15 protein-coding genes are annotated in these 17821 nt (G+C 64.1%); 14 read left to right on the top strand and 1 reads right to left on the bottom strand.

All coding sequences use genetic code 11. The features are described from left to right. Positions 1–296 precede the first annotated feature (296 nt). Positions 297–1448 (top strand): acyl-CoA dehydrogenase family protein, encoded by a 1152-nt coding sequence (locus tag H0B43_RS39965; RefSeq protein ID WP_185730538.1) that lies wholly within the window; start codon positions 297–299, stop codon positions 1446–1448. 56 nt (positions 1449–1504) lie between these two features. Here H0B43_RS39965 and H0B43_RS43415 read toward each other — a convergent pair whose 3' ends face one another. Beyond that, positions 1505–1741 carry a helix-turn-helix domain-containing protein gene (locus H0B43_RS43415; RefSeq protein ID WP_185730537.1) on the bottom strand — a complete coding sequence of 79 codons (237 nt, stop codon included), beginning with the start codon at positions 1739–1741 and terminating at the stop codon, positions 1505–1507. Positions 1742–2021: 280 nt separating this feature from the next. Here H0B43_RS43415 and H0B43_RS39955 point away from each other — a divergent pair, with 280 nt between their 5' ends. The 13 genes from H0B43_RS39955 (at position 2022) to H0B43_RS39895 (ending at position 17807) form a co-directional block, all read left to right on the top strand. After that, the gene (locus H0B43_RS39955; RefSeq protein ID WP_185730536.1) at positions 2022–4226 is read left to right on the top strand and encodes a hypothetical protein; all 2205 of its coding nucleotides are present in this window, start codon (positions 2022–2024) and stop codon (positions 4224–4226) included. A gap of 213 nt (positions 4227–4439) precedes the next feature. Then, on the top strand, positions 4440–5291 hold the full coding sequence (locus tag H0B43_RS39950) for a cytochrome c oxidase assembly protein (protein WP_185730535.1): 852 nt from the start codon (positions 4440–4442) through the stop codon (positions 5289–5291). Between the two features lie 210 nt (positions 5292–5501). Continuing rightward, a complete protein-coding gene (locus H0B43_RS39945) occupies positions 5502–6995 on the top strand; it encodes an aldehyde dehydrogenase (RefSeq protein ID WP_185730534.1) in 1494 nt (497 codons plus the stop codon). A gap of 77 nt (positions 6996–7072) precedes the next feature. Continuing rightward, positions 7073–8272 (top strand): cytochrome P450, encoded by a 1200-nt coding sequence (locus tag H0B43_RS39940; protein ID WP_252190387.1) that lies wholly within the window; start codon positions 7073–7075, stop codon positions 8270–8272. Between the two features lie 28 nt (positions 8273–8300). Further along, entirely contained in the window at positions 8301–8489 is a 189-nt protein-coding gene (locus H0B43_RS39935) for a ferredoxin (RefSeq protein WP_061697970.1), read from the top strand. Positions 8490–8575: 86 nt separating this feature from the next. Continuing rightward, the gene (locus H0B43_RS39930; RefSeq protein ID WP_185730533.1) at positions 8576–8800 is read left to right on the top strand and encodes a DUF3263 domain-containing protein; all 225 of its coding nucleotides are present in this window, start codon (positions 8576–8578) and stop codon (positions 8798–8800) included. A gap of 258 nt (positions 8801–9058) precedes the next feature. Continuing rightward, complete coding sequence (locus tag H0B43_RS39925; RefSeq protein ID WP_185730532.1) at positions 9059–11383, top strand: LuxR C-terminal-related transcriptional regulator; 2325 nt, start codon at positions 9059–9061, stop codon at positions 11381–11383. Between the two features lie 88 nt (positions 11384–11471). Beyond that, complete coding sequence (locus tag H0B43_RS39920; protein ID WP_185730531.1) at positions 11472–12584, top strand: NAD(P)-dependent alcohol dehydrogenase; 1113 nt, start codon at positions 11472–11474, stop codon at positions 12582–12584. A gap of 53 nt (positions 12585–12637) precedes the next feature. Beyond that, entirely contained in the window at positions 12638–13633 is a 996-nt protein-coding gene (locus tag H0B43_RS39915) for a PDR/VanB family oxidoreductase (protein ID WP_185730530.1), read from the top strand. A gap of 152 nt (positions 13634–13785) precedes the next feature. Then, positions 13786–14667 (top strand): amidohydrolase family protein, encoded by an 882-nt coding sequence (locus tag H0B43_RS39910; RefSeq protein ID WP_185730529.1) that lies wholly within the window; start codon positions 13786–13788, stop codon positions 14665–14667. Beyond that, entirely contained in the window at positions 14553–16292 is a 1740-nt protein-coding gene (locus H0B43_RS39905) for an AMP-binding protein (protein WP_312034145.1), read from the top strand. The genes H0B43_RS39910 and H0B43_RS39905 overlap by 115 nt, the downstream gene beginning before the upstream one ends. 116 nt (positions 16293–16408) lie before the next feature. Then, positions 16409–17305, top strand: coding sequence for an SDR family NAD(P)-dependent oxidoreductase (locus H0B43_RS39900; protein ID WP_185950122.1), 897 nt, complete (start codon positions 16409–16411; stop codon positions 17303–17305). A 40-nt stretch (positions 17306–17345) separates the two neighbouring features. Further along, positions 17346–17807, top strand: coding sequence for a MaoC family dehydratase (locus H0B43_RS39895; protein WP_185730528.1), 462 nt, complete (start codon positions 17346–17348; stop codon positions 17805–17807). Positions 17808–17821: the final 14 nt, after the last annotated feature.

Raw genomic sequence — 17821 nt, 5'->3', positions numbered from 1 at the left:
ACGGAGGCAGAACCACTGAGCCGTCGGTGAATACCGGCTGAGCGGGTCTGACGAATGCGGCACCGTGCACTCATGCGGTGCAGTGGTCGGCGGATCCACCGAAGGTTCGGCACCGGGTGTGGGCATATATGGTGGTGGCGGAATCTCGCAAGATGCGGCTTCCGTCTGTGGGAATGACTGCCACTCAGTCCAAGCCCGCGCCAGATGCGCCTTCCGGGTTTTCCCTGGACCATATGTTGGCGGCGAGAGTTGACTGCTGAGGGTTTCGCCGCCGTGGATGAAAGACACTATTGATCATGGAACGTTTGCTCTATTCCGATGACCATCACGCTGTCCGCGGCCTCGCTCGCGATTTCGCCCGTAGTCACGTCGAGCCCCATCTCGAACGTTGGGCGAGGGCGGGGATGGTGGATCGGACAGTCTTTACCCAGGCGGGCTCCCTGGGACTTCTCGGGATGGACGTCGACGCGAAGTACGGCGGTGGCGGAATCGACGACTTCCGATTCAACGTCGCGCTGAACGAGGAATTGTCCCGGATCGGCGCGGGATCTGTGGTGATGAATCTCTGTGGATTCAATGATCTCATCGCGCCCTACCTCAATCAGCTCTGCTCACCCGAACAGAAGCAGCGGTGGCTGCCCGGGTTGTGCGCGGGAACTCTCATCGCTGCTGTTGCGATGACCGAGCCAGGATCGGGAAGTGATCTCGCCGGAATCACCACGACTGCCATCAAGGATGGTGACAGCTACATCCTCAACGGTGCCAAAACGTTCATCAGCAACGGAATTCTCGCCGATGTGGTGATTGTGGTCGCCAAGACGGCTCCCGATGCCGGACGGAAGGGCATCAGCCTCTTCCTGGTCGAGACCGACCTCCCCGGATTCGTTCGCGGACGCAAACTCAACAAGATCGGCCTGGCGGCACAGGACACCGCGGAACTGTTCTTCGACAACCTGCGAGTATCAGCGGACTGCCTCCTGGGCGAGGAAGGTCACGGATTCGACTACCTAATGCACAACCTGGTGCGGGAACGTTTGAGCATTGCAGTCATGTCCGCCACCAGCATGGAAGTCGCGCTCGAGGAAGCCGTGCGCTTCACCAAGGAGCGGAGCGCGTTCGGGCGACGAGTGGCCGATTTCCAGTCGACCCGGTTCACGTTGGCGGAACTGGCAACGGAAGTCGAGATCGCGCGAGTGTTCCTGGATCGGTGTCTGGTAGAACATGTTGAAGAGCGGCTTACAGCGACCGAGGCGGCCATGGCGAAGTGGTGGATTACCGAGCTTCAGCAGAAGGTGATTACTCGAAGCCTTCAGCTTCACGGTGGCAGCGGGTTCATGACCGAGTACCGGATCGGTAGAGAATTTGTCGACGCTCGAGCGAGCACGCTCTACGGTGGCACAACCGAGATAATGAAGGACATTATCGGTAAGTCCGTCGCACGGCATTAATGCGCACTGGGGGCTGGTGACGCCGCCATTTCTCGCCTGCGATTGTGTCGAACTTTTCATGCGGTCCAGTGCTGCATCCGCCGCTCCCTCGGTGTTATCCCAAATTGTTTCTTGAATGCACGACTGAAGTGGGTTTCTCGCGTGAATCCGACGGCCCCGCCGACCTTTTCAACAGATGCACACGTTGTTGCACGTGGCCGCAATCGCGCGGAACCGATGCGAGGGAAGGGACCGTGATCGGTGCCGCGGTGCCGACCACCCGAGAGCTGCTGGGATTGGCCTACGCCGACCACCGAATCCCGCAGCGAGCCGTGGCGGGCGCCTTCGTTTGCGCCTCGGGGTGCCCACCACCGCACAGTCCTCCGCCAGGGCGCCTACGTCATATGACGTAGAACAGATTGCCGAAACTGACTGCGGTCGGAGGCTTTTCGTCTGTGTGCGAGCTCACTCGAGACTCCTAGCATGGAGGAACGTTGTCATCGGGCGCTCGGGCCCACCGGGCAGCATCTCCGATCGAGACTCGTATCTGACGAATGCGATCGGTGCCCAAGACAGAATGTGAGGAACTGGTACATGGTCGCTGGTAGGCGTGCGAAGCTCCTGAGTCTCGATGCCGGGCTTCCTCCCGGCGCCCTGCGCGAGTTACTTGACGCGTGTAGAAGCACGGTCCGCGATCACGGGTGGGATTCGGTCATTACTGCGCTCGAGGAGGCCGCAGCCGGGCGCTCGAAAGCCTCGGACTCGATATTGTCCGGAACCGTCGCCGCTGGCGCTGCCCTGGCCACATCGGGTTGGGCGCCGCTCCTCGCACCGCTCGTGGCAGGCTTGGTCACCACGGTCACGCCACCCCGCGAGACGACCTTCGCTGATGCGGGACCGGTATACGAAGGTATCGAGATACCTCCCGCGAAGGGCGCGAACGGTCCATTGGCGCAGGCACGCCAACGCAGGATGCTCGCGATCCTCGGGAGCGCGCAGGCTGTTGGTGTCGCGGCTTCGCTCTCCGGCGGTAAGGCTCGCAACCAGGGTTTCGCGACGGGGATGATGCTCCCCGGTGCGGGTTTTCTCTACACCCGTGACCCCGCCCGTTTCACGTTGACGGCTGTCGCATTCGCGTTCAGTCTGCTGCTGTGGTTCGGCACCGGCAACATGGTGCTGCCGCCGGTGGTCTGGATCGGGGCGGCGGCCTATGCCGCTCGACGGGCATCACGGTCGAAGCGCACCTGGAGAAGGGCGGCTCTCGCCGTTGCGGGCGCGACGGCGTTGACAGCGTTGGAGGTCGGTCGGCACCGTCGCCGCAGTTTTACGCACCAGGTCGCGAAGGCCGAGGCCGCCAACGCGTTCCTGGGGCAGGCTTCGCGTCCCCTCGAAGGTGCGAAACGCCCGGATGTGCACGTCGCCGATGAGCTCGACGACGAGGAACTTGCCTTGACACGTCGGTTCGTCGATATGGCGAATCAGGCCCCCGACGACTGGTCGAACTGGAATGTGATCGACCAGTTTCAGCCGGCGGCCTTGCGCTATCAGATCAATGCGGTGATCGATGCCTTGGCATTGCAGCAGTACACTCGCGTGCCGGCCTTCAAGGGATACCTGGAAGATGCTCAACGTCAGCTGATTACCCGGTACCTTGAGAAGAAGGTGTGGGGGTATTGGGCGCTCGAGAATCTCTGGGGAAATCTCGAGTGGGATCCGGATCCGGCCAAGCGGCAGAACATCATGATGACCGGGTATTTTGCGCAGTCGCTCGGGCTGTACCAGACCGTGAGTGGGGATCTGCAGCACAGTGAGCCGGGTTCGCTGATGTTCACCTGGAACGACCAGCGGCGGTACCCGCTCAGCTATGGGGCACTGTGTGCATCTCTGGCTGCCGATTACGTGCGCTCGCCGTGGGGCTTGGTGGTGTGCGAACCGAATTGGATCTTCTCGTTGTGCAACATGAGGGGAGGAACCGGCCTTAGGCTCCATGACCGCCTCCATGGCACAACGTATTGGGACCAGATCGGCGATCGATATCGTCGTGGGTTCCAGCAGGAGCTGGTCCGCCCGGACGGCATGGTCAACGGGCACCGATCAAGCCGGGTCGGGATCGGCGCGGCCGGGCTGACTCTGTCAGCGGATCTGCGCAATCTCGTTCCTAATGTCGCCGACCGTGGATTTTTGTTGCTGCAGGCGGCGTGCAGGACCCCGGAGGGCGAGATCGCTACCCCGTTCCGCACCGATGACAGGCTTCTCGACCCGGGCAACTACACGTTCAATCCGCTCGCCGGCTACGCGATGGTGATGGAGGAAGCACGCGAGGCCGGCGATGAAGAGCTCAGCCTCGGCGTCTACCGTGAGCTGCGCGAACGACTGGACATTTCGATCGACAATCGAGGGTGGCTCGTCGCCGAAGGCGCATCGATTCTCGCTCACGCGGGTCTGGGGCGGGCCCTGTTCGGGCGCCACGGCGGCTGGCTCGACATCGTGGAGAAGGGGATGCCTGCGATATGGCAGGAGGGCCCGGTCATCGATTCGGTTCCGTACCCCCAGGTGATGGTCGCTCGCGCAGTTAGCCCCAACGGCCGCGACCTCGACGCGGTATTGCGCACGGTCGGTCGACAGGAGCGGGTAACGGTGACGTTTGCCCGCCTCCGCCCGGGCGGTCGGTACAAGCTCACGGGTGCCCTCGAGGAAGCCGTGGTTGCCGATGAGGCAGGCCGGGCGCGAGTCCAGGTGGAGGTCGCGGGTCGCTCTGCCCTGGCGCTGGCCTTCCAGAACGGAGACGAGAACCGATGAAGGACGAGACCACCGCCCCGCCCGGGATTCGGCGGCTGCATACCACCGCATGGCGGCAGGTTCGTGCCCATTACGCCGACACCATCCGCTGGATCGCAGAGGCACCCGCCTCCTGGATGGGGATACCTGCGTGGGCAAAATGGTTCCGGCGGGTCTCCGCTGTCCGGGGGCGCCGCGACCTCTCAGTGATTCCCCCTGCCCGAGAGCATGGTCATGAATAGCGCCCACGGAGCGCCCCCGACGACCGATGCGGTCAACTGGTGGTCGACCGACACCTCGTCCGTCGCCGGAACGGTGATTCTCATCGCTCTGGCGTCGGCATTCGTCATTGCAGCACGCCGCAGATCACGCAGTGGCCGCACCTGGCCGCGGTGTCGGACCTGGTCGTATGTCGGGGGATGCGGGGTAGTCGCGGTCACCTTGTTCTCGGGGATAGCGCACTACGACGACCTCTTTGCCGTCCATGTCGGCCAGCATCTCGTGCTCATGATGGTCGCACCGATTCTGCTGGTATACGGCGGCCCGCTCCGTCTGCTCACCCGGGCGCTCCCCCAGCGCACGCGCAGTGAGGTCACGGCCGTCCTCGCGGATCCGTTGGTCCGCCGCTTCACGGCCGGACGCCGTGCGGTGTTCTGGTTGTGCGCCGACTACTACGGCGCGATGGCGGTCTATCTCCTGACGCCGATATACCGGTGGAGCACCGAGCATCAGTGGTTGCACATCTCCGCCCACATGTATTTTCTCCTCTGCGGCCTGTTGTTCTGGATCCCCTTGATCGGCGAGGACCCGATTGGTCGACGTACCCCCTGGCCCACACAACGGGTCATGCTGACGATGGGGGTGCCGTTCTACATTGCGCTCGGTACCGCGGTCGCCCTCCTTCCCACGGTGTCCGCCCTTCCGGGAGCTGCCGCTGCGGGCACCGTTCTGGCGCTGGGCGGCGGTGCGCTGTCCGTGGCGGGGTTGACCGTGCTGTGGCTGCGCGCTCACCGCGGCACTGTAGGCCTGGCAGGCACTCGCCCTGATGCGATCGAAGGAGCGGGATCATGGCCTGCTGCGTGCTGATCGCCCTGCTGATCGCCACTGTTCGCCGGCGGATGACCCGACGGCGATCCCCCGACCACATCGGTGAGATCCAATCCATACCCGCCGAGTGAACGTGGTGCAGGACACAACCCGGGTAGGTGAGTTGGGTAGTTCTACCCGGTTCCCGGGGACCGTCGCACGCAACGCTTGATGCGACGCGAAACACACGAGGCGCGAAGGATTCTGAGAATGACAGTTACTCAAGCAGCCGAGACCAATTCGGCGGCACCCCGGCCTGATATCACGCTTCCGCTCACCCAGCTGCTGATTGCGGGCCGGCACACGGACGCGGCCGATGGCGGTACCCGCGAGGTGTTCGACCCGTCCACCGGCACAGTCGTGACCGAGGTGCCCGAGGCCACCGCTGACGATGTGCGGGCAGCGATCGCCGCCGCCCGAGCGGCCTTCGACGAGGGTGCGTGGACGAGGCTGACCTGCCGTGACCGTGGCCGCATCTTGCTGCGCGCCGCGGTTCTGCTGCGGGAGCAGGCCGAGCAGTTTGCTCGGCTCGAGTCGATCGACACCGGAAAGCCCATCACGTTCAGCCGGATGATCGATGTGGCCACCGCAGCCGACATGTTCGAGTACTACGGCAGCTTGGCGCTGGGAATCGAAGGGGCCACCCGCACAACCGGTGTTCCGACATTCGCGTACACGCTCCGCGAGCCGATCGGAGTTGTCGCTGCGATCACTCCGTTCAATTTCCCGTTGATCCTGTCGCTGTCGAAGATTGCTCCGGCACTGGCTGCGGGCAACACTGTCGTCCACAAGCCCGCCGAGGACACCCCACTGACGGCGCTGGCGATCGGTGAGCTTCTCAGTGCGGCGGGCCTGCCCGACGGTGTTTTCAATGTGGTCACCGGTGGGGCCGAGGCCGGCAGCGTCCTCGTCGAGGATCCCCGCGTGGAGAAGATCGCCTTCACCGGGTCGACCGCGGTCGGCACAACGATCGCCACCCGTGCGGCGGCCACACTCAAACATGTCACCGTCGAACTCGGCGGCAAGTCAGCCAACCTGATATTCGCCGATGCTGACATCGAATCGGCTGTGCAGGCGGCGATTTCCGGCTTTGTCTACAACACTGGGCAGTTCTGCATGGCCGGTACCCGTCTGCTGGTCGAGCGCCCCATCTACGAGGATGTGGTGACGGCCGTCGGCGCCGGAGCCGGATACGTTCCGGTCGGCGACCCCTTCGCGGACTCCACCGTGATCGGGCCGATGACCGGGCCCAAGCACCTGGCGAAGGTCACCGGATTCTTGGACAAGGCGGCCGCCGCCGGCGTGCGGGTGCTCGGCGGCGGCGCGGTCAACGGTGTCGACGGTGCGGGCTGGTATCAGGCCCCCACCGTGCTCGCCGACGTCGCGCAGGACTCGGAGTTCGTACAGGAAGAAATCTTCGGTCCGGTTCTGACCGTGCAGCCGTTCGACAGCGAGGACGAGGCCGTCGCCCTGGCCAACTCCACCCGCTATGGTCTGGCCGCCGGCCTTCAGACCTCCGACATCGGCCGAGCCCACCGTGTCGCCGCTCGCCTCAAGGCGGGCTTGGTGTGGGTCAACAACTGGGGCGTCCTCGACGTCCAGATGCCGATCGGCGGCTATAAGCAGTCCGGCTATGGCCGGGAAAACGGCCCCGAAGGGCTCGACGAATATCTGCAGACCAAGTCGGTGATCGTCGCGACCTAAGCCGTTCGCTCGCCACTCCCACTTGTTTGACCCCCTTCCAGGCCCGTCGGCCTGATCCAGCCCGAAGGAAACCTCTCATGACCATGACACTCAGCGATCGCGCCCGCTTCGAGACCGACCTCGACCTGTGGGACGACGAGGTCTTGCTCAACCCATTCCCGCACTACAAGATGCTGCGAGACAAGGGGCCAGCCGCATACCTGACCAAGTACGACATGTGGATCCTCACCCGCTACGACCAGGTCAAGAATGCACTCGCCGACTGGGAAACCTTTAGTTCCGCCCACCTCGGAGGGATCGCCTTCAACCAGGCCTGCAACGAAGCCTGGACGGGGTCAACGCTGGTGACCGATCCGCCGGCCCATGCCGCGCCGCGCAAGGTGTTCGACGACGCACTGCGCCCCCGATTCGTCCGTAAGGCCCTCGGCGACATCGAGTCCCGCGCCCGGGTGGTCGTCGACCAGCTGCTCGAGCGCAAGACCTTCGACGGTGTCATCGACTTCGCCCGGGACTTGCCCATGCACATCGTGATGGATCTCGTTGGCTGGCCGGAGGATGGTCGCGACAAGATCCTCGAATGGGCTGAGGGCAGCTTCAATTCGGCGGGCCCGGAGAACCAGCGAATGCTCGATTCGCTGCCGAAGGTGGCCCAGGCCTTCCAGTACCTCCAGGAGATCGCCAACGAGGAGAACCTGATCCCCGGTAGCTTCGGCAGCATCATCCTCGATGCCGCCAACCGTGGCGAGCTGCCGAAGGAGAACGTCCCGATCATGCTGGCCGGGTACCTCAATGCAGCGCTGGACACCACCATCAACGCGGTCGGAAGCTTGCTGATGCTGTTCGCGCAGAACCCCGACCAGTGGAAGCTCGTCCACGAGGATCCTTCACTGGTCCCGAGTGCGTTCCTCGAGGGCGTGCGCATGGAGTCGCCGGCGCAGTTCTTCTCCCGGGCCACCACACGGGAGGTCGACCTCGGAGAGGGCGTCATCATCGCGGCCGACTCGAAGGTCATCCACTCCTACGCGGCAGCGAATCGCGACGAGCGGCACTACCCGGATCCGGACAGGTTCGACGTCCGGCGCAATCCGACCGACAATCTCGCGTTCGACTTCGGTACCCATGCCTGCCCTGGTCGCACCCTGGCGACGATGGAAGCGCAGGCATTGTTCACCGCGCTCGCGGAGAGGGTCACGACCATCGAGCTCGTCGGTGAGCCGACGCGGGTGCCGAACAACATCACCCGTGGTCTGTCGACACTGCCGGTACGAATCAGCTGAGCGACCGACCACGAGAGGAGCAAGCACTATGAAACTCGACATCGATCGCAACGTATGCGACGGGCACGGCATGTGCGCCCAGTCCGCCCCAGACTACGTCCGACTCGACGACGACGGGGAACCCGTCGTGATTCAGGACGAGGTGCCGGCAGAGGTACCTCCGGCGGTGGACCTTGCACTGCGTGCCTGCCCGGTCAGCGCCGTTCACCTCGACTGATCGCATTCCTTCAGTGGCGGCACTGCGCGGGTAGCCCCGGGCGGTGCCGCCACTGCGCATTTCAACAAGACCGGAAAGGACTTCGCATGAGCCCCGACGATCAGGCTCTCCTTGACTATGCCCGAATGTGGGCGCCGTACGGTGGCCCCCGGCGTGGTGACATCCTTGTCGAGTTCGGGATGTCACCTGCGCACTTCTATACCCATCTCCGGCGGATCCTCGACTCCCGATTCCCCGTGACGAACAAGTTCGCCCCGGGTGAACTCGTCCGCCTCCACGCCGTGGTCAACGCCCAACCCGGTCTGCCCTGACCACCTCGATGGAATCGCCCGCAACCGTGACCGTCACGTCACTCACGCACAACTCGTTGAATTATCTGGCGCCACAGACGTTTAGATCAGAGGCTCGCTCACTGGCGCAACATGGAAGAAATGACGCGCGCTGATCTTCCCCTCAACCTCGCGAGACCTGCACTGTATTGTGATCTAGATCATGTGGAGTGTTGGTCCGATATCGTTGCTCGCCTGCCGGCCGGTCATGCACTTCGTTCTCGACGAGGAGGCGTGTCGGTGACCGGTGTCCGTATGCCCGGAAATCTTCCAGTTCAGGTGACAAGTTTCGTCGGACGTGACGACGTGCGGGAATCGGTTCGCGAAGCACTGACCCGCTCGAGGTTGGTCACCCTGACCGGATTCGGCGGCATGGGCAAGTCTCGTCTCGCTCTCACTGTGGCCGAAGAGGTTCGCGACACCTTCGCCGACGGCGTCTGGTTCGTCGATCTCACACCGGTGAAACAAAGTTCGGCCATCGAGGAGGCCATCCTTGCCGCGCTCGGCGGTCAGGACCATTCGACTGGCTCCGCACACGATCAACTACTGTCGTACCTCGAGGATCGACAGATCCTCCTTCTTCTCGACAACTGCGAACATGTCATTGATCAGACCGCGGCCCTGGCAGCAGAACTGTTGGCAACCGACTTGGACGTACACATTCTGGCCACCAGTCGGGAGTCGCTGCGCGCAGCCGGCGAGCAGGTCATCCCTGTTCCACCACTGTCGGCGCCCGATCCCTCGTCGGTATCCGACTCCGCCCAAATCGCGCAATATGATTCAGCGGCCCTGTTACTGGACCGGGCGACCGCGGCGCATCCGGGTTTCGCTATCACGGACGCCAACTTCCGGGCAGTCGCGCAGCTGTGTGCACGGCTGGAAGGTAGCCCGCTAGCCATTGAGTTGGCGGCCACACGGTTGCGGTCGCTGTCCGTCGCCCAGGTGGTCCAGCGCCTGGACGATCAGTTCCACGTCCTGGGAAGCGGCGAGCGATCCGCGCCTCCTCGGCAACGCTCACTGCGGGCGCTGGTGGACTGGAGCTACGACCTGTGCAGCGTCGAGGAACGATCGTTGTGGCAGCGGGCCTCGGTGTTCGCCGGCGGATTCGACCTCGAGGCCGCCGAGGGTGTCTGTGCGGACGAGAACGTCACGGCGCGAGAGGTACTGCAGCTCATCGACCAACTCGTCTCGAAGTCGATCCTCATGGCCGACACCGATGCATCGACCGCTCGGTTCCGTTTCCTCGAGACCATCCGTCAGTACGGGTACGAGCGTCTTAGGGAGTCTGGACAGGCCGAGAGCGTGAGCCGGGCGCACCGCGATTACTACCTCACCCTCGCTCGGACGGTGTTCGACAATTGGGCAACAGCCCGGCAGATCGAGGGCATCTCGCAGCTGCGGGACGAGCGATTCAACATCAGTCGAGCTCTCGAATGGAGTTTCTCCACTCCTGGCGAGCAGCAGGCCGGCCTGGAAATGGTGATCACATTGCGCTTCCACTGGGCGATCGGCGGCTTCCTCCGGGAAGGCCGGCGGTGGCTCGATCAGGCAATCACCCTTCAACCCGAGCCCACCCCGGCGCGGGGTACCGCATTGTGGGTCGCAGCGTGGGTCGCTCTGGTGCAAGGCGACCGTGACGGGGCAGCAACATATCTTGTCGAGGCACAGCACACTGCCGACGCCCTGGGCGGCGGCGACCTCCAGACCTATGTCGAGTTGATGATCGGCACAGCCGCGCTGTTCCGCTCCGACCTGTCCGAAGCGATTGCCGCTCTCGATCGTGCCATCACCGGCCTCGAGGCGATCGGCGACCATGCCGGCATTTTGCTCGGGTCGATGCAGCTCGTGGTGGCGCTCGCACAAGCCGGCGAGAGCTCGCGTGCGCAGCACGTCGCGGCGAGTGCACTGCAGCTGAGCGAGGACTGCGGGGAGCATTGGGGACGATGCCAGGCGATGTGGGCACTGGGCTTCGACAGCTGGCTCAGCGCCGACCACGACCGCGCGACACGCCTCGTACGACAGGCGCTCGCGATGAAGCCGGAGTTCAACAGGGTAGGTACCGCACTCGACATCGACCTGCTGGCCTGGGTGGCGGCATCGCAGGGCGACAAAGAGCGGGCGGTGCGCCTTCTCGGAGCCGCACGATCGATGTGGACCGACCTCGGCACCACCATCGGAGCGTTCGGCTTGCACTTCGCCGAGCATTCCGCGCTCTGCGAGAAACGGCTTCGCGCCGCCCTCGCGACCGACAAGTTCGATGCACTGGCGGCCGAGGGCGCGTACTGGAGCGCTCCGCGCGCCGTCACCTACGCTCTCGGCGGGCGTGAGCGCACACTCGATACCTCCACGACCACATTGCCCGTGGCATTGACGCGGCGGGAGCGTCAGGTCGCGGACATGGTGGCGGACGGCTTGAGCAACCGGGAAATCGCCGAGGAGTTGGTCCTGTCGACTCGCACAGTCGATGGACACGTCGAGAACATCTTCAGCAAGCTGCACGTCAATTCCCGTGCCCAGGTCGCCGCCTGGGTGACCCGCACGCGGGCCGCCGCAGAGAACGGGTAGCCAAACCGGGTAGTACTACCCGGTTGCCGCACTCCCTCCTCGAGCACCATGTGACTCACCGCACATCCGTGTTTACAGGGAGAGACAGATGACAGTTACAACGACCGCGGCCCTGGTCGAAGAAGCCGGTGCCGACTTCGTCCTCGGAGAGATCGAACTCGATGACCTCCGGCCGGACGAGGTGCTGGTGAAGATGGTCGCCGCGGGGCTGTGCCACACCGACCTCTCCGTACAGGCCGGTCACACCGGGTACGCCTTCCCCGGCATTCTCGGCCACGAAGGCGCCGGCGTCGTCGAGGCAGTCGGCTCGGAGGTCACGAGGGTACGGCCGGGCGACCACGTCGCCCTGACCTTCACTTCCTGCGGCAGCTGTGCGCATTGCCGAGGCGGGCATCCCGCCTACTGCGCGACGTGGGTGCCAGCGAATCTGTTCAACAACGGTCTGCGGGCCGACGGATCGTCGACGGTGCGGCGTGACAGTGCAGCGGTGACTGCCCGGTTCTTCGGGCAGTCGTCCTTCAGCGCTCACGCGGTGGTCGACGAACGATGCGTGGTCCCTCTCGACGACGACCTGCCGCTGCATCTGATGGCCCCGCTCGGATGCGCCATTCAGACCGGTGCCGGCACAGTGCTGAACATTCTCAAGCCCGACGCTGGTCAGTCCGTCGCCGTGTTCGGAACCGGAGCGGTGGGATTGGCCGCGATCATGGGGGCCGCTGTCACCGCCGCCGGGGCGATCATCGCGGTGGACCGGGTCCAGTCTCGACTGGACTTGGCCCTCGAGCTGGGTGCAACCCACGCCATCAACACCACCACCGCCGATCTTGCCGGTGAGATCGCAGCGATTACCGGCGGCGCCGGCCTCGACCATGCCGTGGACACCACCGCGAACGTCGGGGTTACCCGTGCCATCACCGACAACCTCGCGACGTTCGGCACCTGCGCGGTCGTGGGTGCACCGGCACCCGGCACCGAGCTGGCCATCGACATCAGTGCATTCCTGGTCGGCCGCAAGATCGTCGGCGTCACCGAGGGCGATTCGGAGCCGCTGACCTTCATCCCCGCCCTCGCCGACCTGTACCGCCAGGGCCGGTTGCCGCTCGAGAAGCTGGTGACCACCTACCCGTTCAGCGAGATCAACAAAGCCGCAGAGGACGCGAAAGCCGGCACGACGATCAAGCCGGTTCTGCTGTTCGACTGACTAGACGTTCCTGGTCTTGCGAACAGCGTGTACGAATGTCTGGAGAGATTGTGATGACACAGATCGAGAACACCCGTGTCGGGTCCACTTCGGTCACCATGAAGGTTATCGAGTACGAGGCTGATGTCCTGGTCGAGTCGAAGAAGCTGGTCGCCGACGGGGTGGTACTCCTCGTGTTGCGGCACACGGACGGCGAGCAACTCCCGGCGTGGGAGCCGGGTGCGCACATCGACCTCGTCCTGCCCGGCGACATCACCCGCCAGTACTCACTGATGGGTGACCCCGACGACCGCCAGCGGTGGAAGGTGGGTGTGCTGCGGGAGCCGGAGAGCCGCGGGGGCTCGGAGTACATCCACGACCAGTTGGTCGAGGGCCAGACCGTCCGTGTGCGTGGCCCTCGCAACCATTTCGAGCTCGCAACGTCGAACCGGTACCACTTCATCGCCGGTGGCATCGGCATCACTCCGATGCTCCCGATGATCCGATCCGCCCAGGCGGCCGGTGCCGAGTGGAAGCTGACATACGGAGGACGCCAGCGCAGTTCGATGGCCTTCCTCGACGACCTGGAACAGCATGGTGACAAGGTCGACGTCTTCCCTCAGGACACGCGAGGGTTTCCCGATCTCGATGCGATCCTGTCCACGCTCGCGCCCGGAACACAGGTGTACTGCTGTGGTCCGGAGGGCTTGCTCACGGCGGTGGAAGACAAATGCGCGCAGTGGAAAGTAGGCGATCCGCATATCGAACGGTTCTCACCCAAGCACTTCGACGATGCCGTCAACACCGCTTTCGATGTCGAACTTCGAGAGAGCGGTCTGACGCTGCATGTTCCAGCCGACAAGTCGATTCTCCAGGTGGTGCGCGCTGCGGGTGTCGGAACAACCGCCTCGTGCGAGGAGGGCACCTGCGGCACCTGTGAGACCGGTGTCCTCGAGGGAACTCCCGACCATCGGGACTCGGTTCTCACGGCCGAGGAGCAGGCCGAGAACGACTACATGATGATCTGCGTGTCCCGGTCGTGCTCGAAGAAGCTCGTTCTCGAACTCTGACCGTGCGGCTACGTCATTTGACGCAGCCATCGTGGCGACGGTTTGCGGTGTTCCGGACTCGATGAAGTTCGTAACATCCAGGACAGACGCGCATTTCACAATATTTTGCCCGCCGCGAGCGAGCGTTTTTCACCACAACGAACAGGACCCGCATGAACACCGAAACACTGGTCGCCGTCGACGTGCACACTCACGTGTTGGCGTCGACGCGAACACCGGCCTCCGACGGCGGTGGCGCCTCCGAAATCGCGAACGTCTTCGGTGATATGCCCGAACTGACCGTTCCAGAGCTGGCCGACTACTACCGTGAGCGCAACATGGCGGCAGTGGTGTTCACCGTGGACAGCCCCGTGCGGTCCGGTCGCGAGCCACGGGTGTCCAATGAAGAAATCGCCGAGCTCGCAGCGGAGAACGCGGACGTGCTGTTGCCGTTCGCCAGTGTCGATCCCGGTCGGGGTGCCGCGGGAGTGAAGTGGGCGAAGCGACTGATCGATGAGCACAAGGTGCGCGGCTTCAAGTTCCATCCCAGCGAGCAGGCGTTCTACCCGAACGACCGCAGCGCGTATCCCCTCTACGAGGTGATCGCCGAAGCCGGGCTGCCGGCGCTGTTCCACAGCGGCCAGACCGGTGTCGGAGCAGGCCAGCGCGGCGGCGGTGGGATTCGACTCAAGTACAGCAACCCGCTGTTTCTCGACGATGTCGCGGTGGATTTTCCGGACATGCCGATCATCATCGCGCACCCCTCGTTCCCCTGGCAGGACGAGGCACTGGCCGTGGCCGGGCACAAGCCACAGGTCTACATCGACCTGTCCGGCTGGTCGCCGAAATACTTCCCGGAGAACCTGGTGGCCCAGGTCAACTCACTGCTGAAGCGGAAGGTGCTGTTCGGATCCGACTTCCCGGCGATCACCCCCGACCGGTGGCTGAAGGACTTCGAAAAGCTGCCGATCAAGGACGAAGTTCGCCCCTTGGTGCTCAAGGAAAACGCCATCCGCCTGTTCGGTCTCAACGGCACCGAGAAGGAAAGGGGCTGAGGACCATCGACGTCAGTTTTGGCACGATCCTCGAGGCCGTCGCAGAAGCCGTGCCCGACCGTATCGCCATCTCCACACCGGACAGCGAGTACACCTACGCCCAATTCGAGGAGCGGTCAGCCAGGCTCGCGACTGCTCTGCAGCAATCCGGTGTGGCCGCCGGCGACACCGTCGCGTGCTACCTCTACAACAGTGCCGCGTACCTCGAGACGGTGTTCGCCGCGTTCAAGATCGGGGCGGTCCCGGTCAACGCCAACTACCGGTACACCGGTTCCGAACTGGCCTCGTTACTCACCGACGCGGATGCTCACGCCCTGGTCTACAGCGATCAGCTGGCAGCCAACGTCGACGGTATCGTCGACGCGGTCCCCACGCTGGCCGTGGCCCTGCGCGCCGGCGGAAAGACGGTGGGGTCTGCCACGGGCGACGACCTGGACGGCGTGATCGCCGCGCACCCACCACTTCCGCAGGCACCGCGGCCGGGAACCGACACATTGTTCATGTACACCGGAGGCACCACCGGTCGCCCTAAAGGGGTGATCTGGCGACACCGGGACCTTCTGCATTCGCTGGCAGTGCCCGTCTACCGGCCGGTTGGGCGTGACCTGCCCACCACGATCGCCGACGCCGTCGACGCCGCCCGAGAGGCAAGCGTTCGCGGGATGGTCCCGGTCACCATGCCGGTCGTGCCGCTCATGCACGCCACCGGTCTGTTCAACACGATCGGCACGATGCTGCTCGGTGGGACCGTGGTCCTCGCCGACCCGGGTGGCCTGGACCCTTCCCGGGTGTGGTCGATCGTGCAGGACAAGCACGTCAAGACGATTATCGTCGCCGGAAACGCCGTCTGTTCGCCGCTGATCGACGAGCTCACCCGGTCCGAAACCGACGGACAGCCCTATGATCTGAGCAGTTTGCGGACCGTGCTCAGCTCCGGCACCGCGTTCAGCGACCATCTCAAACAGTCGCTTCACGAGCGGGCCGACGTCACCATCATCGATGCGATCGGCTCGAGCGAGGGCGGACCGTTCGTATTCGCGACCACGTCCTCGATCGACGACCTCCCCGCCAAGTTTTTCCCGGTGCCGGCGACGAAGGTGTTCGACGAGCACGACAACGAGGTGCTACCGGGCAGCGGGACCACCGGTGTCCTCGCCTACAGCGGCCCCTCCCCTCTCGGTTACTACAAGGACGAGGGCAAGACGGCGCTGACCTTCCGCGTCATCGGTGGTGTCCGGTACTCCCTTCCCGGAGACTTCGTGGAGGTGCACGAGGACGGTTCCATCCGATTTCTCGGACGCCAATCCGGGGTGATCAACACCGGTGGCGAGAAGGTACATCCCCAGGAGGTCGAGGACGTACTGCTCACCCATCCAGACGTCCGAGACTGCGTCGTTGTCGGTGCACCGGACCCGAAGTGGGGTGAACAAGTCGCAGCCGTCGTCGCCATCGATGCCGCGAGCACAGTGACCGAGGAAGATCTGCAGTACTGGGTTCGGCAGGAACTCGCCGGATACAAGGTCCCGCGCACGGTTGTCCTCCTCGACCGCCTACCGCGAACACCGACCGGCAAGATCGAAATATCCTGGGCCAAGCAGCAAGTGACAATGATGTCAGCGCAGTAACCAAACTTTCCTGTGTCGCTAAATTCACTGCGCGACAACGTAAGTAAGTACATTTCGGGCCAACCAACCCGATCGATGATACGAGAACCGCAGCCGACGGCTGCGAAGGAGTAATGATGAGTTTGCAGGGAACTGTCGCAATTGTCACCGGATCCGGACGCGGACTCGGCCGGGCGTATGCCCACGGACTCGCCGCGGCCGGTGCCGCGGTCGTCGTCAACGACCTCGATGGGGACGTCGCGAAGGACACCGTCGAGAGCATCGTGTCGAAGGGCGGGCGCGCCGTGGCGGAGGTTGCCCCGGTAGGTACCTCCGATGTGGCGGAGGCGCTGGTTCAGCGGGCAGTATCCGAATTCGGGCGACTCGACGTCATGGTCACCAACGCCGGGGCACTCCGAGACAAGACGCTGCGCAACACCACTGACGAGGACTTCGATCTCGTCGTGGGTAGCCATCTTCGAGGCACCTTTACCTGTGGACGGGCTGCCGTTGATCAGTTTCGGCAGCAGGGTGACGGTGGGCGGCTGATCCTCGTCGGTTCGCCGGCCGGCCAGCGAGCCAGCTTCGGCCAGACCGCGTACTCGGCCTCCAAGGGGGCGATCGTGGCGATGATGCGTACTTGGGCTGCCGAATGCAAGAAGCTCGACGTCACCGTCAACGCGATCATTCCCACCGCCCTGACTCGCATGGTTGCCACCATCCCGGGTCTCGGCGAACTCGTGGAGAAGGCAGAAGCGGGCGAACCGATCCCGGAGAAGGCGCGCCGCATCGGACTTGGCACACCCGACGATGTCTCCCCGCTGGTGGTGTACCTGGCGTCGAAGGCCTCCTCGCATGTGACCGGGCAGGCGATCGCGGTCGGCGGCGACCGGATCGCGCTGTGGACGCATCCCTCCGAGGTGCACGAGCAGTTCTCCGCCGGCGGCTGGACACCCCAGTCGGTCGACGATGTGTTCTCGGCAGCGTTGGCGAGTGAGCTGCAGGATTACACACCGAAGCCCCTCGACCTGTGATGACGTTGGGACAACCTATGAAGAGTGAAGAGAGGACACAATGAGCGCGACGACTGTCAACGGAATCGATGGAGTCAAGGCACTACCGACGGGTGAGCTACTCGGGTACAGCGACTGGGTCGAAATCACGCAGGAGAGCGTCAACCAGTTCGCCGACGCCACCGGAGACCACCAATGGCTTCATGTGGACCCCGAACGCGCCAAGGACGGACCCTTCGGCGGCCCCATCGCTCACGGATACCTCACCTTGTCGCTGGTTCCGCTGCTCCTCCCGCAGGTTCTCGAGCTGTCCGGCTTCAGCATGGGCGTGAACTACGGGTGTGATCGGGTCCGCTTCCCCGCACCAGTCCCCGTCGGCAGTAAAGTCCGCGCTGGAGTCGTCCTCGATTCGGTCACCGATGTCGCCGGCGGTATCCAGCTCACGGTGACGATGACCTTCGAGATCGATGGCGGCACCAAACCCGCATGCATCGCCACCATCCTGGTTCGCCAGTACCCATAGGAGCGGTCACTGGG

The organism is Rhodococcus sp. 4CII, from assembly GCF_014256275.1.
GTDB classification, from domain to species: domain Bacteria; phylum Actinomycetota; class Actinomycetes; order Mycobacteriales; family Mycobacteriaceae; genus Rhodococcus_F; species Rhodococcus_F wratislaviensis_A.
The sequence above is the reverse complement of the archived record's forward strand: the minus strand, read 5'-3'. Positions and strand labels throughout refer to the sequence as shown.